General features: G+C 68.3%; 9 protein-coding genes. 4 read left to right on the forward strand and 5 right to left on the reverse strand.

Features of this window, described 5'->3' with window-relative positions; genetic code table 11:
• The first annotated feature begins 356 nt into the window (after nt 1-356).
• Genes Q8O14_13905 through Q8O14_13915 form a run of 3 tightly spaced genes read left to right on the forward strand, consistent with a single transcriptional unit; the run spans nt 357 to nt 3,835 of the window.
• Nucleotides 357-1,142, forward strand: a complete 786-nt coding sequence (locus tag Q8O14_13905) for a hypothetical protein (protein ID MDP2361821.1) — start codon at nt 357-359, stop codon at nt 1,140-1,142.
• Complete coding sequence (locus Q8O14_13910) at nt 1,139-2,089, forward strand: electron transfer flavoprotein subunit alpha/FixB family protein (protein ID MDP2361822.1); 951 nt, start codon at nt 1,139-1,141, stop codon at nt 2,087-2,089. Before Q8O14_13905 ends, Q8O14_13910 begins: the two co-directional genes overlap by 4 nt.
• Before the next feature lie 42 nt (nt 2,090-2,131).
• Nucleotides 2,132-3,835 (forward strand): acyl-CoA dehydrogenase family protein, encoded by a 1,704-nt coding sequence (locus Q8O14_13915; protein ID MDP2361823.1) that lies wholly within the window; start codon nt 2,132-2,134, stop codon nt 3,833-3,835.
• Between the two features lie 83 nt (nt 3,836-3,918).
• Here the strand turns inward: Q8O14_13915 and Q8O14_13920 are convergent, their stop codons facing one another.
• The 4 genes from Q8O14_13920 to dnaE form a co-directional block, all read right to left on the reverse strand.
• Nucleotides 3,919-4,998, reverse strand: a complete 1,080-nt coding sequence (locus Q8O14_13920) for an endonuclease NucS (protein ID MDP2361824.1) — start codon at nt 4,996-4,998, stop codon at nt 3,919-3,921.
• Between the two features lie 43 nt (nt 4,999-5,041).
• On the reverse strand, nt 5,042-5,674 hold the full coding sequence (locus Q8O14_13925) for an MOSC domain-containing protein (GenBank protein ID MDP2361825.1): 633 nt from the start codon (nt 5,672-5,674) through the stop codon (nt 5,042-5,044).
• The gene (locus Q8O14_13930; GenBank protein ID MDP2361826.1) at nt 5,671-6,738 is read right to left on the reverse strand and encodes a hypothetical protein; all 1,068 of its coding nucleotides are present in this window, start codon (nt 6,736-6,738) and stop codon (nt 5,671-5,673) included. Before Q8O14_13930 ends, Q8O14_13925 begins: the two co-directional genes overlap by 4 nt.
• A 206-nt stretch (nt 6,739-6,944) precedes the next feature.
• Nucleotides 6,945-10,382 (reverse strand): DNA polymerase III subunit alpha, encoded by a 3,438-nt coding sequence (dnaE, locus tag Q8O14_13935; GenBank protein MDP2361827.1) that lies wholly within the window; start codon nt 10,380-10,382, stop codon nt 6,945-6,947.
• Nucleotides 10,383-10,636: 254 nt separating this feature from the next.
• On the opposite strand from dnaE, the gene Q8O14_13940 reads away from it, so the two are divergent.
• On the forward strand, nt 10,637-11,701 hold the full coding sequence (locus tag Q8O14_13940; GenBank protein ID MDP2361828.1) for a BamA/TamA family outer membrane protein: 1,065 nt from the start codon (nt 10,637-10,639) through the stop codon (nt 11,699-11,701).
• Here the strand turns inward: Q8O14_13940 and Q8O14_13945 are convergent.
• Nucleotides 11,679-12,113 (reverse strand): DUF559 domain-containing protein, encoded by a 435-nt coding sequence (locus Q8O14_13945; protein ID MDP2361829.1) that lies wholly within the window; start codon nt 12,111-12,113, stop codon nt 11,679-11,681. The genes Q8O14_13940 and Q8O14_13945 overlap by 23 nt on opposite strands.
• Nucleotides 12,114-12,268 lie beyond the last annotated feature (155 nt).

Below are 12,268 nucleotides of genomic sequence, written 5' to 3' on the forward strand. Positions count from 1 at the left end.
CCATCTCTTCGGCCTCTGCGCGCGCATACTTCCCGCCTTCGCTTCGCTGCGGCGGTCAGTCGCGACGCACGACGAGGCCGAAAAGAGGGCGTTGACATGCCAGGTGCTGCTTCGCCAGGAATGAGGCATGGCCGCTTGAGGTGAAGGCCGTGGCCATCCTGCGGTTGGCCACGGCCTGAACTGAGAACATGGGCTGTCGATTCACCTGACGCGGCCCTCTGTCCGACGCCCGCCGTGAGGCGGGCTAGTTAGGGCCGATGATGTCTTGGAGATCGCTTCTTTGGCGCCACCTTTCTTCTCGCCAGAAGAAAGGTGCAAGAGTGCGGCGCTGGCGCCGCAAAACTGAAAGGATTGTCGTGCCGTATCACATCGTCGTTGTCGTGCGCGAGGTCTGGGACACGCGCGACATCATCGGCGGGGCGCTGACCGAGGGCGGCGCGCTCAAAGCCCTGCCCCGCCGTCTCGAGCCGGAGGACCTCAACAGCCTGGAGCAGGCCCTCCAGATCAAGGACCGCGAGGGCGGCCGCGTGACCGCCCTCTCGCTGGCGCCGGCCGGGGACCTTGACGTGCTGCGCGAGTGCCTCTACCGCGGCGCCGACGAGGCTGTGCGCGTGGTGCCGCCGGCCGGTCCACTGGACAGCGCCGCCAGCGCCGCCCTGCTGGCCGCCGCCATCCGCCGCCTGGGGGAGCACAGCCTGATCCTGCTGGGTGTGTCGGTGCCCGAGGGCGAGAACTCCCTTCTGGCGGGCGAGTTGGCCGGCCGCCTGGGCCACGCCCAGGTCAGCTACGTGGACAGCCTGGCGGAGTTGACGGAGCAGAGCGTCCTCTGCCGCCGCGAGATCGAAATGGGGAGCGAGTTCGTGCGCGTTCCGCTGCCGGCCGTGCTGGCGCTGGGCGTCTACCTGCTCAAGGACGATCCGCGCACCCCGCGCTCGGCCAAGGCCATGCTCAAGCTCAAGCTGAAGAAGGCGCCCATCCCCGAGTGGAGCGCCGCCGAGCTGGGCCTGGGCGACGGGTCGGGGCTGGCCCGCGTGCGCCTGGCCGGCCTCACGGCGCTGCCCATGCGGCAGGTGGAGACGCGGGAGGTGGATCCGGAGGACGAGGCGGCCCTGAGGGCCATGCTGCAGGAGATCCGCTCATGAGAACGCTGGTCTACATCGAGCACGACGAGAGCGGCGTCACCGACCTCTCCCTGCAGGCCCTCGCCCTGGCGGGCAGCCTGGGTGGCGAGACAGAGGCCCTGCTCCTGGGCGAGGAGCTGGCGCCCCTGGCCGCTGTGGTCCTGACCCGCGGCGCGGGGCGGGTCCTGGCCTTCGAGCACGCCACGCTGCGGGAGCACGTCGCCTTGCCCGCCGCCCACGCCCTGGCCGCCGCGGTGCGGGAGCGCGACCCCGGCCTGGTGCTGCTGCCGGCCAGCACGGTGGGCAACGACCTCGCGCCCCTGGCCGCGGCCCTGCTGGAAGCGGCCTGTGTCGTCGACTGCGACGGCATCGAGGCGGGCGGAGGCGGCCTGCGCCTGCTGCGGACGGAGTTCGACGCCCGCGTGCGGGCCGCCTATGAGCCGACGGGTGCCGGCCCGGTCCTGGCCACGGTGAAGGACGGCGTGGCGGCGACCCGGCCGCCGGGCGCATCCACCGGCGAAGCGGAGGTCCGCGCGGCGGAACTGCCGGCCGAGGCCCTCCGGGGCGCCGTCGAGCGCCGCGAAGTGGCCCGCAAGACGGTCAACCTGAAGGATGCGCGGGTCATCATCGGCGGCGGCGCCGGGGTGGGCAGCGCCGCCCATTTCACCATGCTGGAGCGGCTGGCGGAGAAGCTGGGCGGCGAGATCGGCGCCACGCGGGCCAGCGTGGACGCCGGCTGGGTGAGCGCCGAGCGCCAGATCGGGCAAACGGGCGTCACGGTGCGGCCCGACCTCTACATTGCCTGCGGCATCAGCGGCGCCGTGCAGCACCTGGTGGGCATCCGCGAGGCGAAGACGGTGGTGGCGATCAACAACGACCCCGCCGCCCCCATCTTCCGCGTCTCGCACTACCGCATCGTGGGGGATCTCACCACGGTGGTGCCCAAGCTGGTGGAGCTGCTCATATAGCCGCCCTGTTGTAGTCGTGTTCGTCCCAGCGCGAGAGGAATAATGGTCACCAGCGAGAATTTCTTCCAGGACAACCCGGATCTGCGCTTCGTCATGGAGACGATGACTGACTGGGAGGGGATCTGCACCCTGCGCGGCGACGTGGGCCAGGCGGAGTCCCCCTTCGAGAGCGTGGAGGAGGCCCGCGCCGCCAACCTGGACATGCTGGGCGACCCCATCGGCGCCATCGCCGCCCAGCGTATCGCGCCGCGGGCGGAGGAGGTGGACCGCCTGGGCTGCCGCCTCGAGGGCGGGCGCGTCGTCTTCCCCGAAGCGCTGCAGCGCAACCTGGACGATCTGCGCGACGCCCAGCTCTGCGGCCTGACAGTGGACCCGGCCTTCGGTGGCCTGGGCTTCACCAAGACCTTCTACAGCGCCGCGACCGAGATCATCAGCCGCGCCGACGCCAGCCTGATGAACTTCTTCGGCCTGCAGGGCATCGCCGACACGATCCAGCAGTTCGCCAGCGAGGAGATCAAGGCCGAGATCCTGCCGCCCATGGCGGCGGGCGAGCTGAGCGGGGCGATGGTGCTGACCGAGGCCGACGCCGGCAGCGACCTGGCCGCCGTGCGGACGCGCTCGCAGCTGGAGGCGGAGGAGGGCCCCGACGGCACCTGGACGATGACGGGAAGCAAGCGCTTCATCACCAACGGCTGCGGCGACATCCTGCTGGTCTTGGCGCGCAGCGAGGATCCGGCCAAGTACGGTGGTGGGCGCGGCCTCAGTTTCTTCCTGGTCACCCGCGGCGAGCGCGTCCAGGTGCGGCGCATCGAGGAGAAGCTGGGCATCCATGGCAGCCCCACCTGCGAACTTTATTTCGACAAGGCGCCGGCCCGGCTCATCGGGCGGCGCGGGCACGGGCTGACGCGCTACACGGCCTGGTTGATGGCGGCGGCGCGGCTGGGGGTGGCGGCCCAGGCGGTGGGCATCTCGGAGGCGGCCCTGCGCGAGGCGGAGGCCTACGCCGGCGAGCGCGAGCAATTCGGCAAGCCCATCCGCGAGCTGCCCGCCGTGACCGTGATGCTGGCCGAGATGCGCGTGGCGGTGGAGGCCATGCGCGCCCTTCTCTTCGCCACCAGCTACTACGTGGACATGCAGGAGGCGGCGGAGAAGCGCGGCCTGAGCGCCGAGGAGAAGAAGTACGGACGCGGCGCCGACCTGCTCACGCCCCTCATCAAATACTACGCGTCGGAGCTGTGCAACATGGTCACCAGCACGGCCATCCAGGTGCACGGCGGCAACGGGTTCATGAAGGACTACCCGGTGGAGCGCCTCTTCCGGGACGCGCGCATCACCAACATCTACGAGGGCACCAGCCAGATCCAGATCGACTGGGCCGTGCTGCGCCTCATCCGCGGCGAGCTGGCCGCCATCCTCGAGCCCTATGCCGGGCGCCTCTGGGCCGATGCCGAGCTGGAGGAGCTGGCCGCCCTGCTGCGTGCGACGCGTCCGCTCGTCGACGAGGCGACGGCTTTCGTCAAGGCAAAGGGCCCCGAGTACCGCGACCTGATGGCCCGCCGCCTGGTGGACATCGCCCTCGACCACCTGGTGGGCTGGCTGCTGTTGGCCCAGGCGGAGAAGTGGGACTACAAGCGCAAAGTGGCGCGCCGCTTCCTGGCGGACGCCCTGCCGCGCCTGAGGATGAACCACGAGATCGTCATGAGCGGGCGCCCCCTGGAGTTGGAGCAGCTGGCACCCAGGATCTGAGCGGACACATCCATCGGACAGACAACACGCCCGGCCATTGACCGGGCGTCTTCTGCCTCCCGAAGGGTGTCAGAGACTCAACCTCATCTTCCTCTGACCAGGCGAAAATCCACTTCATAGCGCATGAAGCTGGCAGAAGGGACAGGCTTCAGCGCGTATTGCAGGCGATTGGTCTCCTCGCTGGCAATGATCAGACCCTCGACCTGCTCATCTACTGTCGCCAAATCGGTTTTCACCCATCCCATATAGCGCAGCAGCTGAGCCACTGTCTGGTCATCAGCCTGCCACCGTTTCAGCTCTACAACCAGCCAGCGCGGCTCCGTCCTGTGCTTGGCCAGGAGATCTATGCGGCCAATGGGCGTGATGCGCTCACTCCCTGCGCCGTCGACATTCCCCTCATCATCCTCAACGAGCGACCAGTCGCGACCCAACTCGGTCAGATGCCAGTTCTCCCGCAAGAAGAAATGGAGGTGACGTTCCAGACCGAACGTGCCGGAGCATGTCGATGGTGGTGTCTCGATGGATCCTGTTCGCATGGTGTCCACTGGAAGATCTGTGCCGATTGTTTCTCCCATCTGCCACCATAGGCTGTCCAGGCACCACAAGTCAACATCCGCATCTCGCGAGAGCTCAAGCAGGAGTTCGTTGATGCGCCGATACCGCTCACCCTTGCTTGTGCCTCGAGGCCATTCCGGCAACAAGCCAACCTGCCTCATCATTCCCTCAGACGTTGCATTCCAGACGCCATAGCGGTCTGGGTAGACAATCATCAGGATAGGTGTGAGGACAGCCTTGCCAAGCCTGAGAATCCTTGGGCGACCGTTCGGCAGCAACGAATCAAGTCGCTCGGCGATGGGACGTGACTCATCCAGCAGTTCTCGGATGGCCGCGCGTAGTGCCGGCATGTCGGAAATGATGCTGCCGCCCAGTCGCTGCAATCCTTGCCAATGTTTGTTGTAGCGATACCAGAGCAGGCGCAGGAACTGTTCGGCGGTGAGATTGGCCAAGCCTTCAGATTTGAAGTACGGTGCGAAGTACTCCCTTACCTCATGACCGGTCGCCTTCATCGATTCAAGACGCCCACTCGTGCGCTCATTCTCAGCAATCCGCCTGAGTTGCTCGAGAGCCCTTGAATAAGCGGCAGGGATGAATGAATCGCTCATGTGAAATCCTCACGTCCTTGAGTAGTCGAAATGTTGCTGCAATTCATTCCCGCCAGGCGGCGGCCAGCTCCGGCAGGGTCTGCAACTCGATCCAGTCGCGTGGCGCCGAGTGGCGGGCCAGGTAGGCGCGCCAGCAGCGGGCGACACTCCAGTCCGGATGCGGGCGGTCGGCCAGGGTGAGGGCCTGCCCGGCCTCCAGCCGGCCGGATCGTGGCACGCGCAGATACCACCCGGTGCGGCCGCTCTCCGCCATCTCCCGCGCCAGGGTCGGCCGCCCCCAGAGGCGGGCCGGCTTCCAGCAGGGCACGCGCGGCTGGCTCACCTGCAATAGAGCCTCCCCGGCGGCCCAGGTGTCTCCCAGGCAGGCGCCTTCCTCGTCCAAGCCCTCCAGCAGCAGGTTCTCGCCGAAAGCGCCGGGCACCAGCTCCAGGCCGGTCTCGACGCGCCAACGCAGGTAGTGGGCGACGCTGTAGCAGAGCAGGGCTTTGTCGGCGCCACCATGATGCAGGTGGTCCTGCACCTCGTCGCCGGCCAGGCCCCGCTCCGTCACCAGTGCCGGGCCGGAAAGGGGCGACTTCAACACGGCGCTGGACCAGAGCCCCTCGGCGTCGCGGTGCTCGCGCACTCGGCCGGCGCAAAGGGCCGCGAGGCGTGCCGGTCCCACAAGTCGCGTCATGGTTGCGCTGTCCTCGCGACCGGCGCGCCCTTGGCCCGCAGCGGGTGGAAACGGGACGCATCGGCGTCGCGCGCCATGTCGCGCATCAGCTTGCCGGCGCTCCAGGTGCGGCAGAGCGGATTGGGCATGCCCAGCCGGGCGCGTTCCAGGTTGCCCTTGTTGATGAAGCCCGGGATGACGCGCACGCCTTTGAAGTCGTCGAAGGCGGCGAGGACGACGTAACCGTCGCAGAAGTCCGCCAGCGTGAAGGCCTCGCCGCCCTGGCTGTAGACGGCGTCCCTCGCGGGCAGCTCGCCCAGGGGCGTGCCGCGCGTGTGGAAAGCGAAGCGGCGCCGGTCGGGTGGCAGCTGCGCCAGCAACGCATCGATCACGCCCTCGACGGGACGCACGTCGTCGGCGTCGTAACCTGCCCGGCCCGGCCAGGGCGCGTGCAGGGAGATGGTGGCGACACGGTCGCCCAGGGCCGCGCGGAGGTGTTGGCCCATGCGGTCGTCCTCGAAGCGCACGAAGCGGCCGTCGACGACGATGGGTTGGCCGAAGGCGGAAAAGGCGTGGTGGATGCCGCAGTGGACAAGGACCTTGCGGCCCCGCTCCACCTCCTTCAGGATCGCCTGCGCCCAGAAGCGCTCGCCGCCTCCCCGCCAGACGGCGCGGCGGATCGCGCCGTTGTCCCAATCCTCCGGACGGCGGATCAGGCTCCAGTCCGGCGAGTCCCCCATCCCCAGCACACGCAGGGTCGGAGTCCCGGCCGGGCGCGCGCGGTCGGCCTCCCAGGCGAAGACCTCGACGCCGGCGGCGGGCATGCGGCGGATCACCTCCTGGACGAACTCCACATCGTGGCGGATGCGGTGGTACTCGCCCAGGCAGACCACGTCCTTCGTCTCGAAGCGAGCGAGGACGTAGTTCTCCGGCGCGCGGCCGTTGGCCTGAAGCCAGGCCAGCAGACTGCCACGGCGGGCGGGATCAAGGTCGGGCAGCGGCAGAGGCCGCGCGGCGCCGGAGACGCAGCAGGCCAGGACGAGCGGCAGGATGGCATGAAGAAGACGCGACAGCATCGCGGGCATGTGACCTCCTCCTGTCGCGGGGCATCGCCGGTGCCGGGGCCGCCCGGAGGGCGGCCGGCCCGGAGGGCGGCCGGCCCGGAGGGGAATATCACATGCGGATGGGGGCAAGTCCACGCGCATCTGGCCCGGCGCCTCGCCTCCCCGCCCCGCCACAGAAACTCCCGGACCCGGTCATTCCGCCCGAGAACGCCGGGGCGCCGGGGTGACTAACTCGCCGTCACCCGGTGGCCTGCCAGGCAGTCCTTCAGCTCGGCCAGGAGGGGCGGCGTGATGGCCACCTTGAACTTGTCGCTCTTGAAGCCCACCGGCTGGCCGTCGCCGGCCACGAGGCGGAAATGGACCTCGGCCTCACCCTTGTGGGCGCGCAGCACCCGCTCGAGGGTGTCGAGCTGGGCGGGATCGAGATGGGTCTTGTCCAGCTCGATGGTGAGGCGGCGCGCGGCGCGCTCGAGCAGCTCCTCCAACGGGTAGGCCTGCTCGACGATGAGGATGCGGTCGTCCTCGCCCTTGACGGAAAGCCGGCCGCGTAGGGCGCAGAGGGAGTCCTTGCCCAGCGTGTCGCCGGCCAGGTTCAACTGCTCCTCGAAGACCATGAACTTGAGGCTGCCCGCGAAGTCGTCGATCGCCCCCAGGGCCATCTTCTTGTCCTTCTTGTTGATGAGCGTGCGGAAGGCGCTGATCATGCCGCAGGCGAGGAGTTGGGCTCCGTCGGACAGGCTGTCCACGCGGTCCAGGCGGCAGGTGGAGAAGGCTTCCACCCATTCGCGGTGCTGCTCCAGGGGATGGCCGCTGACGTAGATGCCGATCAGCTCCTTTTCCCGCGCCAGGCGGTCGGCCTCGTCCCAGGGCGGCGCCTCGTCGAGGATGGGCGGCGGCACGGAAACGGCTTCCGACTCCCCGAAGATGCTGATCTGGTTGCGCGAGGCCTCCTCGCTCTGCACGGCGGCGTAGCGCAGCAGCTGCTCCACGTTGGCGAAGAGCGTGGCGCGGCGCGGATCCAGGCAGTCCAGGGCGCCCACCTGGATCAGGCTCTCCAGCACCTTGCGGTTGACCCGGGTGGCGTCCACGCGGGCCGCCAGGTCGAACACGTCGGTGAAGGGTCCGCCCTCCTCCCGGGCCTTGACCAGGCTTTGGATGGCGGTGTCGCCCACGTTCTTGACAGCGCCCAGGCCGAAGCGGATGCCTCCCTCCACCACGCGGAACTCGCGCAGCGACTCGTTGACGGCGGGCGGCAGCACGGGCAGTCCGAAGCGCCGGCACTCCTCGAGGAAGACGATCATCTTCTCCGTCTCGGCCATCTCGTCCGTCATCACGGCGGCCAGGAACTCGGCGGTGTGGTTGACCTTGAGATAAGCCGTCTGGTAAGCCAGCCAGGCGTAGGCGGCACTGTGGCTTTTGTTGAAGCCGTAACTGGCGAACTTCTCCAGCAGGTCCCAGACCTCGCCCGCAGTGGCTGCGGCGATCCCGCGCTCCGCCGCGCCCTTGACGAAATCCACCTTCATGCGGGCCATCGTCTCGAGCTTCTTCTTGCCCATGGCGCGGCGCATCTCGTCGGCCTGGCCAAGGCTGAAGCCGCCCACGGCCTGGGCGATCTGCATCACCTGCTCCTGGTAGACGATGACGCCGTAGGTGCGCTCGAGGAACTTCTCCATGACGGGGTGGAGGGTGCGCACCTCCTGCCGGCCGTGGCGGCGTTCGATGAAGAGGGGGATGTTGTCCATGGGGCCGGGCCGGTAGAGGGCGTTCATGGCGATGAGGTCGTCCAGGCGCTGGGGCTGGAGCTTCTTCAGGTACTCGCACATGCCGCTCGATTCAAACTGGAAGACGCCAAGGGTCTGGCCGCGACCGAAGAGCTCGAAGGTGCGGGCGTCGTCCTTGGGGATGGCCTCCATGTCCAGCTCCACGCCGCGCTCGGCCAGGCGGCGCTGTGTCTCCTTGATGATGGTGAGGGCGCGCAGGCCCAGGAAGTCCATCTTGAGGAGGCCCACCTCGTCGATCCAGGTGCCGTCCCACTGGGTGGTGATGTCGCCGTCCATGCCGCCCGCCCGCTGGAGGGGCACGAAGTCCTCGAGGGGGCCGGGCGTGATCACCACGCCGGCGGGGTGCACGCCGGAGCTGCGATTGAGCCCTTCGAGGATCTCGGCGTTGCGCCACATCTGCTCGTAACGGGGGTCGGTCTTGAGCAGCTGATCCAGTTCGGGTACCTCGCGGCGCACGTCGGCCAGGTGGACTTTCTTGTCGGCGGCCATCCGATGCGGGATGAGCTTGGTGATCTGGTCCGTCTCGGCGAAGGAGAGCCCCAGCACGCGGCCCAGGTCCTTGATCACCGCTTTCGTCATCAGTCGGCCGAAGGTGATGATCTGGGTGACGTTCTTCTCGCCGTATTTGCGTTTGACGTAATCGATCACATCCTGCCGGTGGCGGTCCTCGAAATCGATGTCGATGTCGGGCATGGAGACGCGTTCCGGGTTGAGGAAGCGCTCGAAGAGGAGATCGAACTCCAGCGGATCGATGTTGGTGATGCCCAGCGCGAAGCTGACCAGGGACCCCGCCGCGCTGCCGCGGCCGGGGCCGACCCGGATGTCGTGGGCGCGGGCGTAGTCGATGAAATCCTTGACGATGAGGAAGTAGCCGGCGAAGCCCATGCTGCGGATGACGCCGATCTCGTACTCGAGGCGCTCGGCCGCGCCCGCGGGCGCGGCGTCACCGTAGCGGCGCAGCAGGCCGGCGCGGCATTCCTGGGCGAAGTAATCGTCCAGGGAGAGGTGGGCGTCGGCCACCGGGATGGGGAAGACGGGCAGCTGGCGCGTGTCGAAGTCGAGAGTCACGTCGCACTTGTCGGCGATCTCCCGTGTGATGCGGCAAGCCTCCTCGAAGCCGGCGAAGGCCTCGTACATCTCGGCCGCGCTCTTGAAGAAGAGTTGGTCCGTGTTGTAGCGCATGTTGCGCGGGTCGTGCTGCTTCTGGTCGCGGATGCAGATGTACATGTCGTGGGCCAGGACGTGGCCGCGGTCCAGGTAGTGGATGTCGTTGGTGGCGACCAGCGGAATGGCCAGGCTGTGGGCCAGCTCCTTCATGCGGGCCCGGGCGATGTCCTCCTCGGGGATGCCGTGGTTCTGGATCTCCAGGTAGAAGTCGTCCTTGAACAGCTCGCGGTAGGCCAGGGCCGTCTGGCGGGCCCCGTCCCAGTCGGAACGGAGCAGGGCCTGGTTGATCTCGCCGCCCAGGCAGGCCGTCTGCGCGATGAGTCCCTCGTGGTGGCGCTGGAGCAACTCCCAGTCGATGCGCGGTCGGTAGTAGAAGCCTTCCAGGAAGCCGGCGCTGACCAGGCGCAGCAGGTTGCGGTAGCCCTCCTGGTTCTTGGCGAGGAGGACCAGGTGGTGGTAGGGCTTCCTGCCCGTGGTCTTGACCCGCTCCGTGCGTGGGCCGGAGGCCATGTAGACCTCGCAGCCGATGATGGGCTTGACCTTGGCCTGGCGCGCCGCCTTGTAGAAATCGAGCAGGCCGTAGAGGTTGCCATGGTCGGTGAGGGCGAAGGCGTCCATGCCATTGTCCACGCAGCGCCGCACCAGCTGGTCCACCCGGGCGGCGCCGTCCAGCAGGGAATAGTGGCTGTGGTTGTGGAGGTGGACGAAATCGGGCATGGCTCCTTTTCCTCCCGGCCGGGCCGGGATCGGGCTGTCTGATGGCGGGAGGGCGCCGGGGGGACCTCTTGCTAGAACATAGAAATGGCTCGCTCCCGCCGAAAGCTCCTCCCCACAGCTTCTCGTGGATAAGCATGGATCCCGTTGTCCAACAGGCGTATTCAAATTGCCTGAGGGGGAGCGTCCGATTTCTCACCTTGAAGCGTCGGCGCGGCCCGCACGACGCGCGGCCCGACCGGCCAGTCGAGGATGCCATGGCGCTCTTCCGCCGCCAGCCAAGCCTGCTGCTATCCGCCCTGCTCCTGCTGGCGGCGGCGCCGGCCGGGGCCGCTCCCGCCCTCCTGCCCGTGGTGGCCTACATGCCGGAGACGGGGGCCATCGGCGGCGCCTGGCTGCAGTGGGTGACGCGGCAGGACAGCCTGGACCGCCCCGACCAGCTGGCGGCCTGGGCCACCCTCTGCGCCCGGGGACAGGCCGAGCTGGGCCTGCGTCCCGAGCTGTGGCGGGCGGGGGACCGCTTGAGCCTGCTGGGCGAACTGAGCTACCAGCACTGGCCGGCCTCCTGGCACGGCATCGGACCGGACAGTCCCTCCACCCCGGTGGACTTCACCGTGGAGCGCGTCAAGCTGGAGCTGCGCCTGCGGCGGCGCCTGACCGGGGACCTGTGGAGCGGCGTCCATGCCCTGGGCTCCCAGGAGAGCTTCACCAAGCATGATCCCGCCTTCGCCTTCGCGAACGATGACGGGCGGGACCTGGGGCTGGGCGCGGAGGTGGCCTGGGACATCCGTGACGACACGGTGTGGCCCGGCGCCGGCTGGTTGGCGGAGGGGCGTGCCCTGCGCCACGGCTCCTGGCTGGGCGGCCGCTGGGACTACTCGCGCTGGCAACTGGACCTGCGTCGCTACCAGCGTCACGGCCCCGGCGTGTTGGCCGTCCAGGCTGCGCTGGAGGGCCGCGGGGGCGCCCCCTCCTTCCGCACCCTGCCCCGCCTCGGCGAGTGGCTGCGCGCCGTGGAGGACATGCGCTTCCAGGACCGCTGGGCAGCGGCGGCACGACTGGAGTGGCGCCAGGACCTGCCCTTCACCCTGCCCACCCGGCCGGGCCGCTGGCTGGCGGCGCGCTCCGGCTTCGTTTGCTTCGTGGAGGCGGGGCAGGTGGGGGCGCGGGGCTGCGACCTGGCGGCCGGCCCCTGGAAGTCGAGCCTGGGGCTGGGCGGGCGCTTCGCCCTCCTGCCCGGCGAGCGTCTCAACGCCCGCGCCGACCTCGCCTATGGGGCGGAGGGCGTGGCCTTGCGCATCAAAGTGGGGGAGGAGTTCTGACTCCTTCCCCCTCCCAGGGGGAAGGCCGGGATGGGGGTTTGCGGAGCCGAGCATCGTTCGGATCCAGAGCGGCGCGGCAGATCTCGCCAAGCACCCATGCCAGCCTGTCGCTGACATCGTTGTTTTGGAACCTGATCACGCGCACTCCCTGCTGACTCAACCATGCGCTTCTTCTCTCATCCTGTGACTTGTCCACCTGATGTTGCACCCCATCAAGTTCGATGGCAAGCCGGTGTTCTGCGCAATAGAAGTCCACGATGTATGGCCCCACAACATGTTGGCGTCTGAAGCGAAGGCCGTTCAATTGCTTTTTGCGGAGCATGCTCCATAAACATCGCTCGTAGCTTGTCATGTCGCGTCGCATGCGGCGAGCGTGTTGCGTCAGGCGTGGAGGGACTCGTTGGTACACCATGAACCCCCATCCCGACCTTCCCCCTGGGAGGGGGAAGGAGATTGCGCGGTCACCATGAACCCCCATCCCGACCTTCCCCCTGGGAGGGGGAAGGAGATTGCGCGGTCACCATGAACCCCCATCCCGACCTTCCCCCTGGGAGGGGGAAGGAGACT

The organism is bacterium (genome assembly GCA_030685015.1).
Lineage (GTDB): Bacteria > CAIWAD01 > CAIWAD01 > CAIWAD01 > CAIWAD01 > CAIWAD01.